This window comes from Spiroplasma gladiatoris, assembly GCF_004379335.1.
Lineage (GTDB): Bacteria > Bacillota_I > Bacilli_A > Mycoplasmatales > Mycoplasmataceae > Spiroplasma_A > Spiroplasma_A gladiatoris.
In genome coordinates this window covers 763,643-782,832 of sequence record NZ_CP038013.1, presented here as the reverse complement: position 1 = coordinate 782,832, position 19,190 = coordinate 763,643, and the positions used below count along the sequence as shown (strand labels likewise).

Genomic DNA, 19,190 nt, shown 5'->3' with positions numbered 1-19,190 from the left:
ATTAATTTGTTGATTTTTTTTATTTAAAAATTTTATTATATTTTAAAAATTTTTTTATTATCAATGATATTTTTTTTAATACCTTAATTTTTATATAAAATAATAGTACAATTTTTAATTAAATTGTGCATTTAATTTTTATATATTAATAGAAGGGTACTTTATAAATGAATAAATTTTTAGATTTTTTTTCAAAAAAAGTTAATTTGAAATTAATAATTTTTTCAGTAGTATTTTCAGTATATTTTTTATTTAGCTTACTAATGGTAACTCCAGGAGTAGGTCTCGAATCTTCAAGATTTATTAACAGTATTGAAAAACAAATTTCTAAAGTTATGCCCAAAGGAGTTTATGTTGTTGATGGAACTGATCCAACATATGATGTTGTAATGGAATCTGTTATCAAAAAATCATATTCAGCAGATGCTATTTCAACATTAAATTCTTATGAGGATAGTAATTATAAAACTAAAAAACAAGAGTATCAAGATTTTGCAAACCGTTGATATGAAAACAAATGATCAGAAGTAAAAACCAATAAACAAGACGTAGACTTATATGAATTAGGTCTTGATTTAATCGAGTTTGATAAAGCTGTTTCAACTGAATTTTTAAGTTATGGATTCGTTCATGCTGGAATTCAATGAATGTTTAACTCAAATGGTTTAAATGAAATATTTTCAAAAGATATTAGAAATGATTTATTAAGAAATCAAACAATTATCAATCAAGAATTATACGATTCTAAATTGAATGCATCAGAATCAGGAATAAGTGGAATTGAAGTTTATGATTCATTAGGTACTTTACTTATAAATAATAAAGTATGGTATTTAAACAAACAAATTGAAAGTTTAAAATCTGGATTAAATACATTTGGACATAGTATTTTTAAAGATAAATCTTTAAATGCAAGTAATATGCCAAAAACAAGTGTTACAGCTGATGAACTTTATACTCCTCACTTTACAGAAACATTAGATAACTTAAGAGCAGGAGTAATATTATTTTTTATATTTTTAATTGTAGTATTACCTAGTTATACTTATATTTTAACAATGTTAATAATTAACAAAAAGAAAGGGAATAGATAATGAAAAAATTGATTACTTTACTTTCTGTATTATCAATTTCAACTTCAACAGGTGTTTCAGCAGTTTCGTGTATGCCTGCTCAAGCTGATATCAAAACTGATTTTAGTGAAGATGTTGGAAAAAACATTGACAAATCAAATGCAAAAGACACAAGCGTTGATCCTTCAAATTATCATGGAGTTTCTAACTTTTATACACTTGGCGATAGTTTAAGTGATAATGGTGGACTTGTAACAATTGCTAAAGACGAACTTAATGCTAATGTAGTAATGACAGGTCAATATAAGGGTGGTTTTTCTAACGGTCCTAGAACTGCAGAAATAATTAACGAAAAATTAGGTTTTAAAGGAATTAGTGATAAAGATAGTACTTTTAAATCTTCTAATTTAATTCATAAAGCAGATATTGATTATAAAGATCAAAAAGTTTGAGGGCGAAATTATTCGGTTGGTGGAGCAACTGCTTATGAATCAGATGGATTAGCAGCAAAACTGTTAATGGGAAACACAGGAATTTATAAACAAGCTCAAGCTCTTGTGCAACAACAAGTTATTAAAGAAGATGACTTATTCTTTTTAGAGATTGGTGGAAATGACTTATTTGCATTAGCAGGAGTTGTTGATAATGTCAATGCACAAACAAAAATTATGAATAATGCTATTGAAAATATTTCAAATGCATTTTATACTTTGCTAAATAATGGAGCAAAAAAAATTGTTTTTGCAAGTCCTCCTGACATTACATTAACTCCTGGATATAATAAGAGAGATAAAAACTATTTAGCAAAAGTAAATTTATTATGTAAGGAATTTGATTATAAAGTAACAAAAGTTATTGAAAAACTAAATTCTAAGTTTAATAACGCTATTAAAACTTATAACTTATATCAAGAATTAAAAAACATTTTAAATGAATTTAAAGGTAGTAACAAAAATATCAATATTACTGATCATGCATGTAAATCAAATGCATTCGACTTAGGTGGTTTAAATATTGGTGGAACTATTGAAATTAAAGCAGAACTTGATAATGGAGTAACAGAAGAAAATGTAAATAACTACTTTTTCATAGACGATGTTCACCCAACAAAATCAGGACACGAATTTGTATCAAAAAAAATATGAGATTTACTTATTAGTTGAAACTATATAAGTGAATAAGAAGGGGATTTTATTATGAAAAGATTAATTAGTTTATTAGGAGTGGTTTCGATAGCTAGCTCTTCAATGGCAGTTGTTGTATCATGTAAAAATAAAGCTGACGAAACAACTTTTAATGACCCTAACAAACAACAAGATATTTCAAAATTAGTATCACAATATGCAAAATCATTATATTTAAATCAAAATGAAATTGATACAACAAGTGATGGATTAGGAAAAATACATTACAGTTCATCTTATATGATTGAAAATTATGTTAGAAATAATACATTAACAGAATTAGGTTTAAAAGACTTTAAAGATGCTGATGTAAATGAATTTAGTAGATATAGTGACATTTCTAATAAGTATTTTAATAAAGACAAATCACTTGTAAGTGATAAACTACAAGTTGGAGATAGTGTTTATAAAGGAGAAGTTATAACTCCAGAAATGAATTCAACAATAAATTCAATTGGTTCATTGATGGGATCAATTCCTGGTATTTTAAATTCTTTATCAAATCCAGCAAGTTTTGCTTCAATTATAGCTGCATTGCAAGGACAAATTAAAAACTTTATTTCTCCAGAATTATTAAAAACATTAGGAACTATTTTATCTAATGATGTTTTAAAAGACCTTGAACATGCATTCAGTGTTGATGCATACAAAGATGATCAAAGTCAATTTTTATCATATGAAGATGCAATGAATGCAAGTATTATTGGATTAGCAAATTCAGTAGATAAAATCATTAACAAAGAAGAAAGTCAAGAAAAATTATCAGCTAAAAATAGTGCTGATATTGATAAAAATATTAATGAAGCAGCATCAAGAATAGCTGATAATTTAAGTGGTTTAATGGATGGAAGTAAGAAATTTAGTTTCGACATTACTACTGATGCAAGTAGTATCCCAGATGTTTTATTCTTTTTAAGAACTTTACTTGTTTATTTAAACTCAGTTTCATTTGAAGAATATACAGAAAAAACATTTACTTTAAATCAGATTAACAAAAAAAGAATTGAAAAAATATCAAATACAAGTAATAGTTTTGATTTTGAAAAAATTATAAAAGTTCTAAGTGTAATTGTCAATGACACAGATAAAAAAGGAAGCACAGCTCTTAAAAATCTTTTAGGTTTATTATTGGTAACACCAAAGGATGAAAATGGTAAAAATCCAAATTTTAGCTCAAAATACGAGGGAAGAAAAAACGGATTAATAAATATAGTTTCTAAGTTAGCTATAAAATTAGCAGGTTCTGAATCTATTGATACATCTTTATTAAAAATATATATAGACTCATTTTTAAGAAGTTTTATAAATTACGGATATGAAAACGATTTTTTATTCACAATTGTTATGGGGCAAATACCAAATAATAGTGAATCATTATCAGGATTTTTAAAAGACTTAGTGCAAAACATAGTTGGTAATACAACTGAAGGTAATAGTAAAAATGATTGAGATACTTATTTTAAAACTTATGGTAAATGAATTGATTATTTATATGACAATAAAAATGAAAAGTTAGGTTTATCTATTAAAAAACTTTTACAAAATCCTTTAAAAGATTTAGCTAATTTACCTTTATTTGGATCAAGCACTAAAGAAAGTTCAAATATTTTTGATGATAAAAAAGTATTTGGAATGGAATTTTTAACTGAAAAATCTTTAAAAGATATTGTAAATAGTATTAGTGACAATCTTGGAGATAAAAAACCAGTTATTAAGTTTGATTCATTTGCAGAAATATTTAAAAGACTATATACTAATGATACTTTTAAAAATGCTACAAGCGATATAAATAACTTTATGAAAGTATTTGGTTTAGAAGACAATGGAACAATTAAAGCTGGATCTGTTTTAGAACAACTACAAGTAATTATTCAAGAAAATGTTGATTGAATTAATGCTGTGATAAAAACATTAGATACAAATCTAAAACAATTTAAAGCAAAATTAAGTGTAGCAGAAGATGCTTCCATAGATGTATTTAAGGCTTTAAAAGTTGATACAGAATTAAAAGAAACAAATGACTTTGTTTATACTATTACTGATAGTAAAACAAATACAGTTAATAAGTTTGAAATTAAATTAACAAGTGAACAAAGTTACTTACTAATTAGTTCAATTGATAAGTTATAGTTTTTTAAAAATACTTTATAAATTTTTATAAAGTATTTTTTTTATGTAAAATAAAAAAAGATAAGGATTAATTTTATGAAAGAAATAGAAATAAAAAGTTTTGATAACAAACAACTATACACTTATATTTGAGATGATGTAAAAAAACCAATTGGAGTTATTCATTTAATTCATGGTAGTGCAGAGCATATGTTAAGATACAATGAGTTTGCAAAATTTTTAAATAAAAACAATTATATTGTTGTAGGAGCAGATCATCGAGGTCACGGGAAAACTGCTAATTTAAAAGAAAATGAATTAGGTTATTTTGCTGATAAAGATGGCTGAAATATAATAATTAAAGATTTAAAAGTAATAAATGATTTTATAACAAGCTCATATAAAAGTCTTGATATTATAATTGCAGGACATTCAATGGGTAGTTTTATGGTTAGACATTATATTTCAAGTTATGGAGACAGTGTAAAAGGGGCTTTTATAATTGGAACTGCACTTTATTCTAATATTGTTTTAAACTTTGGACTTGGAGTTGCAAATAAAAATATTAAAAAATTTGGACCCAAAAACATTGATGAATTTATTTGAAAATTAAGTTATAAGCCTTTAAATTCTAAATTTAAAAAGTTTGGAAAAACTGGTGCAGAATGATTAAGTAATGATAGTAAAGTTGTTCAAGATTTTGTTGATGATTATTTAACTGGACAAAAGTTTACAAGTTCTGGATTTAGAGACTTGTTTACAGGACTAATAAATATTCAAAAACAAGATTCAATTGATAGAATTCCAAAAAACTTACCAATTTTTATTATGTCTGGAGAAAATGATAGTGTTGGTAAATTTGGAAAAGATCCAAAAAAATTACAAAAAATATATTTAAAAAATGGTTTAGATTCTAAACTGCGCTTATATTTTAATATGCGTCATGAAATACTAAATGAAGTTGGAAAAGAAAAGGTTTGAAAAGACTTTATCGAATTTATTAATCAAATAAAATTAAAAAATAATTATATTGAATTATAAAAAAATCAGTTTAACTTAAACTGATTTTATTTTGTAATACTTTCTATTGTTCAATTTTTTAAATTTGCATATTCACTTAATTTAATATTATATACATGTTTTGATTTATCTTTTGGAGAAATATATTCAATTTTAAATTCTATTTTTCCAGGATTACTTTCATCTTCAATGTTTGAATAAGAAACTAATTCTGTATTAAAGTTTTTATAATCTGTAAATATTTCTATATTATCTTTAATATATTGTTCTTTTACTGATCCAATATAATTAAAATCATTAATAATAGCATTTTCTAAATTTTTGAAATTACTATCATCAAAAATTTGTTCTAATGCTTTTAAAGGTGTTTCATCGATAAATTTGTCTTGACCTTCTACATATCCTAATGAGTACATAACACCTTTAGTGCCAATATATGTTTTTTTATTATCTAATGAATAAGAACTATCTCTTAAAGCTAATCCTGGATATTTAATTAAAGATAAAGCAGTTGTTATACGATTGTACTCTCCATTTTTATCGTTTAAGTTTTTATCTGGTTGTGAATTAACTACTCCATTATCATTGTTGATTTTATCACTATAATATATTTTTAGTTTATCTCCAAGACTTTTAGATAAAGTTGCTATTCCATCTTTTACACCACCACTACTTCAAGTTTCAAATTTACTATTAAATTGAGCTCTTAATTTACTTGTATCTGAATATATTTCAGAAAACATTTTTAAAACTGTATTAATTGTTATGCTGGCAGTTAATTTCATACTGAATAAATTTTTCAAATTTAATGGTTTATCTCCTAATTTCATATTAAGTAAGTCTGTTAAAAGTGTTGATTTTTCGTCTCACAAAGCTTGATAACCATGTTCTAGTAGTTTGATATTGTTTTTGCTAATACTTAAACCTGTCGAACTGCTTAATGAATTTAATAAACTACCTAAGCCTTGAATGTTTTTATCATTAGCAATAGAATCAACAGTTACTCCTAATAATCTTGACGCTGCTAATCCTGCAATATCTTTAAGACTAGGTGGTAAAGTCACTGATTTTAAAATATCAAATAACTTATAACCTAAGCCTTGAACAATTCCTCCTAATAAACTATCAACACCAACTATATCATTTTCTTCGTATTGCGAATTAGAACTCCCTAAAGGAAGTAAGTCTAAAATATTCATATCTGTTTTTAAAGAATAATCTTCTTTTTGAGGAGAATTTGAATATAATAACAAGAATAATATTCTTTGCATATCTCTTCCGTCTTTATTATTTGGATCTGTTGCTTTTGTTAAATTTTTTAACATTTTATAAGAACTAAAAGTAACTGTATTTTTAACACCATTTGTTTTAACACCATTTTTTTGTTGTAATTGAGAATCAAACTTTATAACCATTTTATCGTCACTATCTTGACTATTCATATTTTTAAAATAAGTTTTATTATCCAAACTATCATTAAATAAATTATTTGCTGTTGGATTTTTATTAAAATCCGTTTCAAAATCAAATATTCCTAGGTTAATTAATAAAGCTCCGATTATATAAAAGACATCATCAATACTTTCTAAAATCCCAACATAGTTTAAATTACTAAAATTATTTATTAAATAACCTAAATTTTCTCCAATATTTTCTCTAATTCATTTAGCATTCTCGATTGGTTCGTAATCATCTCTTAATAGTTGCTTTTTAGAGTTATCATCTTTTTTACCATTTAGACGAATCAGTAATTTATTTAACTTTACCAAAGCTGATTGTTGAACTACTTTTGGGGTTAAACTTATATTTCCAGGTGCTTTATTAGAATTAGTATATGTACCTTTAAAATTTTTAAACATAACATTATTAATGTAATGTTCTAAAATTAAAGGAATAGTTGTATTTTTTGTGTTACTAAGATCCCCAGAATTATCTTTTACTAATAAAGGTAATAGTCCGTTTATTACTGAATCATCAATTTCTTTATCATTTATAAAATTAATGTTTAATATAAGTTTTAATAAAGTTGAAACTAACTTTGTATTGTCTAAATCTTTTATTAATAATTGTCCATAAGGAGCCAAACTATTTATATTATTTACATAATTGTTTGTAATATTAAACTCATTACTTACATTACTTAGCAAACTTGAAAGTTGTGGTATTAATCCTTCAATAACTCCTCCTAAAGAAGGTTTAATTCCTCCAGCAGTTTTGATAGTTGATAGTATTAAAGATCCGTTTGTAACTATTGAATCTGCATAAGAATCTGCAGTTTTTTTACCTTCTAAACTATATGCGCTATTTTGATCTAATTCTTCATAGAATTTACGATCTAAAAGTTGACCAAAAGTAGATTCTACAACACTTTTTGTAATAGTTTGTTGAGAAGCAGAAAATTTTGGCAAAGTTTTATTAATTTTTTGATTCCCTATGTATTTATTTAAATAATCAACATCAATACCTTCAACATCATTAATTATTGCACTTCTAGAAGCAACACTTGCCACATCCATTATTGTATTTACTTTATTTTTAATATATTGTTTTTCATAATTTACAAGTGAACATGCACTAACAGATGCCATTGTTGAAGAAATTGATACAACACTTAGTATTGTAATTAGTTTTTTCATAAAAATCTCCTTATTTTATTCTTAGTAAGATTATATATAAATATTTATAAAAATAAATTTAGCAATATAAAAATATTTTACTTGTATTTATATATAAAATCTTTAATATAAAGTTTATAGGAAGAAGAATTATATGAAAAAGATTAGTTTATGACTATATCTAAAACAAGGATTAAAAGGAGTTTACAAGTTTAAAATACAATTTTATGTAATTGTTATATTAACTTTTATTTCTTCACTTATTTTAGGTATTTCTCTCTCTGCCTCAACAAGAATAATTAACAACTATAAAGAAATTGTTCCGAAAATGGAAAAATTTGATTATGTTGCTACAAGAGAGGTAGGAACAGTTAATAATAAAGATTCAAAAACTGTTCCATTAATGGATTTTATAGATTTTCAATTTTTAGCTAAAAAATACTCAACTCAACCTGCAACAAGTGATTTAAATAGTGGGGTTGGATATAATTTTAATTTAATTTCTGTAGATAAAGAATCAACAAATTTAACAGGAGAAGCTAAAAAAGGAAAAGATAAGTTTTCTTTACAAAAAATTAATGATGGTTTAAAAGAACAATACTTAAAAAATTATCAAGAAACTTTTATATCTAAATCTTTTGAAGATGACAGTTTAAGAAGTGAGTTATTTAATTTATTAAGTAGCGATAACTTTTTAGAAACTATTTTTCACTATGAATATCAACAATTTTCAGGAGTAATTGAATATAAAGATACATATGATAAATTTAAAAAACTAAAAATATCAAGCACTACTAAGTATGCTGATTTTGTTGATGGTTCAACAATCGCAAATAATGAAAACTTTAATTTCAAAAAAGTAGTTTTTGAAAATTTTATTGTTAAAGGAATTCAAATTTTAAAATCAAACTTTTTAAATGATTTAAAGAGCAGAGCATCTTACTTAAAAGGTACAACTTTTGATAAATTATGAGAAATTGGTATAATCAATGATAATAACATCGATACACTGTTTGATAAATCTACAAATTCTTTAAAAAATGATAGTGTAAGTAAATACGACTTATATTTACAAACAGCCTTTACAACATTATTAGGACAAATTATTAACTCTGCAATTGATTATGTTCAATATTATATTGATGAAGCAATTTCTGAAGTTTCAAAAGTTAATGCTGACAAAATTATTGATAATGAACTACTTAAAAACCAATTTAATATAGTAGATAATAAAAAAGATAATTCTGGTTTTAATTATTATGATAAAACAAATAATCAAATAATTGCAAATACATTATTTACATTTATTTTTGGAAATAAATATAATAATCAAACTAGTTCAAAAGTTGAGCAAAGTCAAAAAATTAATAATATGCAATATAATGTAGAAGGACAAAATTTTCAAGTGCCTTATTTACAACAAATTGATTTAGATTATGATTTAATGCATAAAGAAGACTCAATAAACTATCAAAACTACTATTGTTATTCAAAAACAGATAAATTTACAAGAGGATTAAGAGGTAGTTTAAACCAACTTATAGTAACTTTAAACAACAACAAACCAACAGGTAGTGTTGGTAGAATGGATGTACTAAAACTATTAAAATTTGAAGAAAGAGGTTCAAGTTTAAATGAAAATCTTGTTTCTGAAAAAGGTTTTTTTAGTTTCGCAAACCGTAATGAATTAAATAGAAATTCAATTAATGATATAAAATTATTCTATTTAAAATCTCAAATCTCTGCTGAAGCTACAAATGTAAAAGTTGAAAACCGTGCAGAAATGAACTTTTCAGATGCACAACAAGAAAAAAAATATCGTCTTATTGTTTTAGACGATTTATGAAAATCTAGACTTACAGTTGTATCTGGATCATATCCAAAAGCTGACAATGAAATTTTAATAAACCCTCAATATGCTAAAGCAAATAAAATCAAATTAGGATCATCAATTTCAATTGGAGGATCTACATTTATTATTAGTGGTTTTGGAGTTGATCCATTAACTTTCTTTCCAGTTTCCGATGCTAGTGTTCCAATTCCAAATAGCAAAAAAGGATTAATTGCCTTCGGAACAGAGTCGACATTATCAAAAATAATTACAAGTGATTATGGAAAATTTACAACAAAATATTTAAATACGTTTGTAACTTCAAAACAAGATAAAAAGCATAAAAATGCAAGTTATGATATGTTAAATTATTATTCAAATATGATGTCAAATGAATCTTATTTATATCAATCATACAATGCAAAACAAAAAGTTGCAGAACAAACTAATAATAAAAAAGATTTTAAAGATGCACAAAGTTATATTGATTCATTTAATATTGGTTTTGAAAAATTTAGCACCTTTAATGACTCAAGTCTTTCTTATAACTGAACAGTTGCTCCGAAAATAACTCAAATCTTTCAAGTATTTTCTTACTCAGCCGCTTCAATCATCGCATTAATAGCTTTGGCAGCAACTTTAATTGGTATTAAAAAAACTATTCAATTAAATGCTGGTGAAATTACAATATTAAAAGCAATGGGAGCAAGAAGTTCAAGTATTGCTGTTTCTTACATTTCTTATGGTATTATTTCGTGTTTTTTAATTGTACCAATTGCATGAGTTATCTCTGCATTTTGTCAAGAAGCAATTGTGTCATTATTGATTTCGTATACCGGAGGAGCTTATTGGCAGGCTACATTTGACTGAGAAGCGATTCTTGCTTCGTTTAGTATATTTGGTGTTTTAACAATTGGAGTATCATATTATGTTGCTTATCGATTGGTTAAAAAACCTGTATTAGAAATTGCAGTTGATGCAAGTTTAGAAAAAGAGCATAAGATATTAAATAAATTAAAGAAATTACTAACGTTTAAAAGAAGTTTTTCAAGTCGATTTAGTACTGAGCTAGCAATTAATGGTTTTTCTAAAACCTTATTAACAGCAATAACTATCTTTTTAAATACATTTTTAATATCTGGGGTTATGGCTATTCCTGGAATTGTTAAAAAAACTTTATCTGAATATTATAAAAATGTTAATTATCAAAACTCAATGGATAATATTGGGGTTGTTGGTAATGCTCCATTATCAAAAACTAGTTTATCTGCTTGAAAAGGTGTTGAAAGTTATGAAGATCAATACATTGATACAAAAAGTAAATTAGAAGCAGATATTGGAATGGTTGGTAAAACTACTTCATCAGTACAACCAATTTCTGAACATTCAGTCATTCCAAAAGTGTTAATTTCAGAATCTAAAACTAATTCATTATCTTATGATTGAGCATATAATGTAGTTACTGAAGGTTTAAAAGATGAGAGCGGAAATCCAATTGCAGATTCAAACGTTATTTCTTATATAGCTTCATTCTTTGGAAATAACTTAGTTCAAATGATTGGAAAAAGTATTAGTATTGAAGATATTCAATTATTACTGGATTGAATAATTCATTCAGATAATGAAAAATATCAAAATTTAGATGCAAGAAAAGAAAAAATATTACAATTTTCTTCATTACTTTCGAATGGATTACCTGCAATTATTAAAACTTTATTTTCAAGTATTGATATTGAATCATCAAATGGACAATGAAAGCAAAAAATTATTGATGTAATTTTAGCTCAAACTCCAGCTTATGTTAGAAACTATGTAAATAAATCACAAAATCGAATTAATCAATATCGTTTTGGTTGAAACTTTAATAGTTACATTCCAACAGTTGATTCAATGTATACAAAAGTAAATATGAAAAGTAATTTAAAACCTACAACAATTACAGGTTTAGACAAAACTCAAACTGCTTTAAAAATATCTCAAAAAGCAAATAATATTTTCTTTACAAATGAAGATATTAAAAAAATTCAAGATATTTTATATGGTAATGTTGTTCAAAATGAAGACTTAGTAATAAATAATATTAAAGTTTATGATGCTCAAAATAAAAAAATATCAATACCTGCATTAGTAAACAATGAATCAAATATTATTTATAAATTCGAAGACAATCAAATTAAAAACTTAAAAACAGATCAAACGAGATTAACATTAGCAAAAGATGGAGCAAACATTCCAAATAGTGCTTGAAAATACGATGATAGAGATTATCAACTATACAAAAATAAATCATTAACAAAAGAAAATAGTTGACTAGATCCTGCAAGTTTAAGTAATTCTAAATTTACTTATTCACCTGTATTTAGAGGTGATAGCGAAAATGAAGTAGGGGATGGATTTTATACAAAAGGATTTGATCGTTATAATTCAGCTAAAAAAATGGTTGACAATACTTATGGATTTTATAATTTAGAATCTAAAGTAGTTAATGGGCAAGAAACTCTAAATGCAGAAATAAGACCTTATTATCAATATGATAATATGATGTTATTTATTCCTATGGAAAGATACGAAGAATTTAAAGAAATAATCAATCAAGGAAATGCAATTAATCGTGATGCATGATATGGAGAAGTTTCTAGTGATAAAGTTCCTGAAGATACTAAAAAAGATTGAAATAGTATTTTAGGATATAGTTCTAATAAATTTATGTGAATTAGACCTTATTCACTATATTTCGAACCAGTAAAAACATATTCAAAACCAAAAGAAAATTTAACTGGTGCTGAAACAAAAGATTTAACAACAATCAGAACTAATTTCATTCAATATGCATTTGCAAGAACAAATAATCCAATTTCAATTACAAATGATTATGAAATAGAATGAAATAAACTTTCAAAAGGTAATGTAAACGAAATAAGTCTTTTAAACTATGAAAATGTTGGAGTATATGGTGAAAGTGTTATAATTGCAGATCAAAGTTTAGTAAACTTAGTAAATGGATATAATGTTTCAAGATATATACCATTTGAATTTAGTTATGAAGATAAGTCAAAACCTAGTGGTCAATATGATGCAGGTGATGGTACAATGATTGATACTTATAAATTAAATAAACCTGAATCACAAATCGATCCAGCTAATAAAGAAAAATGAGTATTTGGAGATAATGATTTTGAAAAATCAATTCGTCCAAACATGTGATACAATGGAAGTTTTTCAAATGCAATTGAACCTTACTTTATAAGTACACAAGCTTCATTTGCAATGGACCCAAATATAGGAGATTACTCTGTAAATGGTCCAAATAACTTTTTAGCAACAGTAGAATTAAAAGATTATAAATTCTTAGGAGATCAAAAAAATCTGATTAATCAGATTTCGAATCTTGTAATTACAATTGGAACATTCTTTATTGTCTTTATGATAATAGTTTCAACTTTATCAATTATTTTAATTTCAGATATATATGTAAATCAATACAAACGGTTTATGGTTGTTATGAAAGCGCTTGGATATTCTAATCGTGAAGTTATAACTTATACATTTAAATTTGTAACAATTTGATCGTTAATCTTATTTGCATTAGCTACAGCTTTAAGTTATTTAACAGTTTATTTAGCAATGCACTTTATATCGCTATATGTAATTTCAATACCAATGGGATTTGTTTGGTGAACTCCATTAGTATCATCTTTATTAGTTGTTGTTTGTTATGTTGTAGCTATATCAATAACTACAAGAAAAATAAGAACTCAATCACCAACATTATTAATTATGTAAAAAAAAATCACTTTCTTTATAAAAAGAAAGTGATTTTTAATTTTGTATTTAAAATTAATAACCTCCTGTTAAACTATAATAAACTTTTATTGAACCTGATAAACTAAATTTTTGAGATGCGTAAATATTTTCTTTACCATTTTTAACTTTTAAAGTAATAATACCAGATATTTCATTATCGCTTTCTTCTGAAGATGTGTAATCTTCTAAAGTAAGTTCAAAAATATCTTTAAAATCTTTTTTGAACTGTTCATAAGATACTAATTGGTTTTCAGCTTTTGTTTTATCTTCATCTTTTTGACTATCTAAAAAATATCTTTTATTAGTAGTATAAAATTGTGATCAATATTCAATATATGTTCCATCTAATTCTGTTAAATAATTAACTACATTTGCAATATCACTATCTTCTCAAGAATCTAATGATTCTTTAGGTTCTTCAGATAAATCTAAAGGTAAACCCAAATTATATTCTGCATTAGGATCATAACTATTACTCATTACAGTGAAATCTAATAAAGAATTACCTGCTTCTGGCCTAACAACCTCATAAGATATTTCTACTATATCATTTGATATAAAATCACTATTGATAATTGGAGCAATACGTGCTGTACCCTTATCTAAGTCATAATTTAATATTTGAACACTAGGATTAATTGAAGTAGTGTATGTTTTAAGTTCTGAATTTGAATTTTGTGCAGCAATCATAATTGTATTTTTGATTGTATAAGCATCATCGCTATCAATATTTATTTTTCCTAAGGCTTTTGTTTTAACTATATCTGATAATTTTAGAGTTTGTTGTTTTAATTTAATTGTCGCTTTTCCTTCGGCTGTAAAACCATCAATATCATTTTCATGACCTTGTTTAACACTACCAATAATTTGATAAGTATCTTTATTATCATTATTCGGGTCTATTGAAGCACCATTATTATCTTGATAATCTATTTCAATCATACCCATTATTTGCTCTGTGTTTAAATTATACAAAGCTTTAGCAGCTTCTACTACAACGTCTATAAAATCTCTCACAGAAGATACAATTTTTTCTTTATTTCTTAAATCAGGTGTAGTTAAAAAACCTATATTTAAATCATTCGGTCTAACTGCTCCAGCAAGTCCTGTTTTATTAATAACATCTTCTACTAAAGATAAATTAAATTTTTCTCTTTTAGAAGTGTCTTTTTCATAAGTGTATGTTAATGTGACACTTCCTTTAAAGTTTGTTGATTTATCACTAGCTTTAATGGTAGCTGTTTTATCGCTTGGAGTACCATCGATAACTACATCTTTATCATCTAATCCATAATCTTTATTTTTAGCATTTATTGCTTTAACAAGATCAACTACACTAGGTGTGTCTCCAGTTCCTTTTATTGCCCCCAATTCTTTTACTGGTAAATCACTTAAATCTTTAATTGATGAACTAGTTTCTTCACTTTTTTTGGGACAAGCAACAACTGTGCTTGAAGCAGTAGCAACTAATCCAATTGCTCCTAATAAACTTAATAATTTTTTCATTTTTATTTCTCCTTTATATTTATTAAAATACTAGTTAATTATAATTTAAAAAATAATAAACGATTTTTTAAATTATAAAAAAATTTTTATAATTTAACTTTATGTTATTTAGTTTTTTTGCTTTTTTTTATTTTAATTCTATAATCTTATTAAATGGAAAGATTTATGCATTTAATTAAAAAAGATGAGTATTACTTAGCATTTAACAAAAAAGTAGCAATTGAAGTATTGGGTTTTTTAAAACCAAAACGACTTTGTGTAATTGATTTTGAAGCTTTTCAATTTCATAAATGAACAAAAGAAAAGTTTGATAAAATTACAATTAATGATATTCCTTATACAGTATGTTTAAATACCTTAATTTATGATAATAATTTAAATATGTTTGTAAGTGAAAATGAAATTGTTTATCAGTTTTGTGATGATTGATCAAATCAAAATGAGTTATTATTAAAACTTGAAGAATTTGCTATATTTATTGCAAATTATGTAAAAGAAAATAATATTGAAAAGTTTTTATATATGGCTAAGTTTTTAGAAATAAAAGCTTTAGAATTTTTTGTTGAAACATTTAGTAGTTTATCAAATTTAAAAGATTATTTACTATTAAAAGGGTATGAATTATATGATTATTTTTTTAATGCTAATAACTTTAAAATAATATCTTATAAATATAAACCTCAACATATTATAAAAGATTTAATGAATGATTATGGTGATGAATATGAAAACTTTGAAATTGGAAAAGATGGAATGAAACACTTTGAAAAAATAGTAAAAGGAAAACCAGCAGATGATTTAAATTTTGATTTGGTTAAAAAGCACAGTTTAAATGATTTAAAAAAGGGCATTGATCTTATAAATTATATTAATCAATTAGCAAACTTTGATGATAATCAAGTAGTTAATATATTACAGTTACAAAAAGAAGAAAACCAAGAAAATTAAAAATTAGTAATTTTAAGATTAATTTTGTATAATATTTCTATATTCATTTCGAATAAAGGAGTTAATATGAAATTAATCTTTAAGTTCAGTCATTATTTAAAGTTACCATTCTTTTTAACTCTGATTTATTTATCATTAAAGAACTTTAATTTAGATTATTTTTTAGGAAGAAATCTATATAATGTAGTTTTAACATTAATATTATTAACTATTTTTGCAATTAGTTTTATTTTGTTATATGAGTTTTCAAAATATTTTATTAAATATAATAATACTTATCAAAAAACCACTTCAATTGTTGGATATATAAAATCAACTCATTTGATTCATTTAACAAAAGCTTTATTTTATTTAATGTTAATTGAGATACAAAATCTTATTCGCGTATTTTTAGAATATAAAGGACAAATTAATTCGAATAACTTCTTAATTTCTTTAATAGCTATTGCTAGTTTTTCATTACTTTTTGCAATTATAAGTTATATTTTATTTTTAAATTATTATTTTTTATATAAAAGAAATTATTATAAAAACTTAGAAAATAAATTAGACGAACAACTTTGTTTATTCCAATCCAATTTGCAAATTAATTGTCCATATTATTTAAGCTTTTTAGAATATTTAATAGAATTACAAATTTCTTTTAATAAAAATATTGCAATTTTTTTATTAAATCAAAAACCATTAAATGACTTAAAAATTAACTCTTATTTTTCACTTTTATTAACTAATAAAAAGAAGGCAACAACTCCTCCTAGTATTGTTTTATAAACCTTTACAAGTTTTAAAAAACAATAGGAGAAATGAAAAATGAAGAAATTAATTAGTTTATTAGCAGCGATTGGAATGGTTGCAAGTACTTCTACAACTGTTGTTGCATGCCCTAAAAATAGTGAAAATAACAATAATAATGACGATAAAAACAATAATAATGAAAACAAAATTGATTTAAATGACTTAAAAGTTAGAGAATTAGGAGATGTTGTAAGTAAAGAAGACATTGGTTTAAATTTAACTTTAGAAGATCTGGTTAATGCAATTAATGAAAAAAACAAAGATTATGGATTAACTGAAGATGATGTTCAATTTGTAAGTTCTAATAATACAAAAGCAAAACTAAAAGCTACAGATAGTTCAACTAAGTTTAAAGGTAGTGTTGAAATTACTTATAACTTTAGAATTAGATTTAACGTAACTTTCTTTAGTGATGCTATAATCGGTAAAGGAATAGCTGCTGTTGGTAAACCTGAATGAAATGATGGTTATTTAATGGTTGAAAATTATAATTTAGATACTGCAGCTAGTGCGTTTAAACGATTTGTAGTACCTTTATTAGATAAAGCTAAATTAGTCAACTTAGTAATTGATTATAGTGATTTAGAAAAAACAATTAAAATTGAAGTTATTAAGGAAAATGATAAAAACTTTTTACAATTTACTTCAATTGACGGAAAAGGATATGATGTTCAAGGTGTTTATGTTTATGGAACAACTAAAATTGCTTTAAAACAACAAACCGCCATTCCAGATGGATGAAAAAATAGTGACTTAGGAGAAGTAAAACCTGTTGATAATAGTGATTATATGATTAAAAGTGCTATTTTAAATTCATTTGCTACTAAAGTAGGTATTGATCAAAATAAACTTAAACAATTTAGTGTGAATTCATATAAAAAAAACGATTCAAATTACGAAGCTGAAATAATTTCTAATATAAATTCAGATTATGTTCCAGAAATTATTAAAGTGACTTTTAAAATGAATTTGGCAGATGAATCTATACAATGGAGTTTAACAACAATAGTTGATTATTTAGTAGAAGACTCATTTGTTAGTTTAACTTCAGATATTTTAAGTAGTGAAACTTATAAAGAATTATTTGATTACATAACAAATACAGACGGAGAATTAGTTGATTATTGAGAACAAGACATAGCATTGGGTATAAATAATAATAAATTCTTATTTGACTCGCAAAAAGCTAAAGAAAGTGAATTTGGGAATTTCGAACAAGGAACACTTAGTTATTCAGAATTTTTAAAAAATGCAGAAAATTTATTTGATTTTGCTGTAAATAAAAATTCTGACAATAAAACTGGAACAATAGATATAAAAGTTAAAGATAATATTATAGATTTAGCAAAAGGTTATAAAGTTTCAGGAGAAATTAAATTAAACTATCAAATTAAGTAATATAAAAATAAAAATCTACACATTATAATGTGTAGATTTTTATTTAAAACAAGAAATAACAATTAATTAAATAGTATTTAAAAAATAGTAGATAATATAAATATAAGTTAAAAATACTAATATTTTTAATAAATAGGAGCTTTTTATGATAAATTTTAACAATGTTAATAAAGTCTGATCTAATGGAAATCATGCTTTAAAAGATATTAATTTAAAAATTAATAAAGGTGAATTTGTTGCAATTGTTGGATCATCTGGAGCTGGAAAAACTACTTTAATAAAAACACTTAACAAACTGGTTAGTATTAATTCAGGAGATATACAAATTAAATTTGATGATATTAACTATGATTTAAATTTAATTAAAGGAAAAGTTTTAAGAACATATCGAAAAAAAGTTGGATTAATGTCTCAAGAATACAATAATATTGAAACTCAAACTACTATAAGAAATGTTTTAAATGCAAGAGTTTCTAAAATGAATTTTTTTATGTCGTTTTTTGGAATTTTTAAAAAAGCAGATAAAGAAATTGCTTTAAAAAATTTAAAAAAGCTTAATTTATTAGAATATGCATTTGTAAGAGTAGAAAATTTAAGCGGTGGACAACAACAAAGAGTTGCTTTGGCAAGAACTTTAGCTCAAGAACCTAGGTTAATTATTGCAGATGAACCAGTTTCTGCACTAGATCCAATGTTGGCAAATCAAGTTATGAAAGATTTTTTAAAAATTAATCAAGAAGATAAAATTACAATATTAATAAATATTCATCATATCGATCTTGCAATGAAATATGCAAAGCGAATTATTGGTTTAAAAAACGGAGAAGTTGTCTTTGATGGTTTGGCAAATCAAATTACTAAAGAAGATTTAAAAAATATATATGGTGATAATTATGATGGTGAGTAA

11 protein-coding genes are annotated in these 19,190 nt (G+C 24.4%); 9 read left to right on the top strand and 2 right to left on the bottom strand.

The genetic code is table 4. The features are described 5' to 3' along the window. Positions 1 to 167 precede the first annotated feature (167 nt). From SGLAD_RS03465 to SGLAD_RS03450, 4 genes are all read left to right on the top strand, one after another. Positions 168 to 1,094 carry a hypothetical protein gene (locus SGLAD_RS03465; RefSeq protein WP_134297655.1) on the top strand — a complete coding sequence of 309 codons (927 nt, stop codon included), beginning with the start codon at positions 168 to 170 and terminating at the stop codon, positions 1,092 to 1,094. After that, on the top strand, positions 1,094 to 2,254 hold the full coding sequence (locus SGLAD_RS03460; protein WP_134297654.1) for an SGNH/GDSL hydrolase family protein: 1,161 nt from the start codon (positions 1,094 to 1,096) through the stop codon (positions 2,252 to 2,254). Before SGLAD_RS03465 ends, SGLAD_RS03460 begins: the two co-directional genes overlap by 1 nt. Before the next feature lie 15 nt (positions 2,255 to 2,269). Then, positions 2,270 to 4,387, top strand: a complete 2,118-nt coding sequence (locus tag SGLAD_RS03455) for a Vmc-like lipoprotein signal peptide domain-containing protein (protein WP_134297653.1) — start codon at positions 2,270 to 2,272, stop codon at positions 4,385 to 4,387. A gap of 75 nt (positions 4,388 to 4,462) precedes the next feature. Then, entirely contained in the window at positions 4,463 to 5,407 is a 945-nt protein-coding gene (locus SGLAD_RS03450) for an alpha/beta fold hydrolase (protein ID WP_134297652.1), read from the top strand. A gap of 26 nt (positions 5,408 to 5,433) precedes the next feature. Here the strand turns inward: SGLAD_RS03450 and SGLAD_RS03445 are convergent, their stop codons facing one another. Further along, positions 5,434 to 8,022, bottom strand: coding sequence for a hypothetical protein (locus tag SGLAD_RS03445; RefSeq protein ID WP_134297651.1), 2,589 nt, complete (start codon positions 8,020 to 8,022; stop codon positions 5,434 to 5,436). A 133-nt stretch (positions 8,023 to 8,155) separates the two neighbouring features. Here SGLAD_RS03445 and SGLAD_RS03440 point away from each other — a divergent pair, with 133 nt between their 5' ends. Beyond that, positions 8,156 to 13,615 (top strand): ABC transporter permease, encoded by a 5,460-nt coding sequence (locus SGLAD_RS03440; protein ID WP_134297650.1) that lies wholly within the window; start codon positions 8,156 to 8,158, stop codon positions 13,613 to 13,615. Positions 13,616 to 13,669: 54 nt separating this feature from the next. Here the strand turns inward: SGLAD_RS03440 and SGLAD_RS03435 are convergent, their stop codons facing one another. Beyond that, on the bottom strand, positions 13,670 to 15,142 hold the full coding sequence (locus SGLAD_RS03435) for a lipoprotein (RefSeq protein WP_134297649.1): 1,473 nt from the start codon (positions 15,140 to 15,142) through the stop codon (positions 13,670 to 13,672). A 165-nt stretch (positions 15,143 to 15,307) separates the two neighbouring features. Between SGLAD_RS03435 and SGLAD_RS03430 the strand changes: the two genes are divergently transcribed. From SGLAD_RS03430 to phnC, 4 genes are all read left to right on the top strand, one after another. Continuing rightward, positions 15,308 to 16,090, top strand: coding sequence for a hypothetical protein (locus tag SGLAD_RS03430; protein ID WP_134297648.1), 783 nt, complete (start codon positions 15,308 to 15,310; stop codon positions 16,088 to 16,090). Positions 16,091 to 16,156: 66 nt separating this feature from the next. After that, a complete protein-coding gene (locus tag SGLAD_RS03425; protein WP_134297647.1) occupies positions 16,157 to 16,861 on the top strand; it encodes a hypothetical protein in 705 nt (234 codons plus the stop codon). A gap of 39 nt (positions 16,862 to 16,900) precedes the next feature. Then, positions 16,901 to 18,283, top strand: coding sequence for a lipoprotein (locus SGLAD_RS03420; protein WP_134297646.1), 1,383 nt, complete (start codon positions 16,901 to 16,903; stop codon positions 18,281 to 18,283). 145 nt (positions 18,284 to 18,428) lie between these two features. After that, positions 18,429 to 19,190 carry a phosphonate ABC transporter ATP-binding protein gene (gene phnC / locus SGLAD_RS03415; protein WP_134297645.1) on the top strand — a complete coding sequence of 254 codons (762 nt, stop codon included), beginning with the start codon at positions 18,429 to 18,431 and terminating at the stop codon, positions 19,188 to 19,190.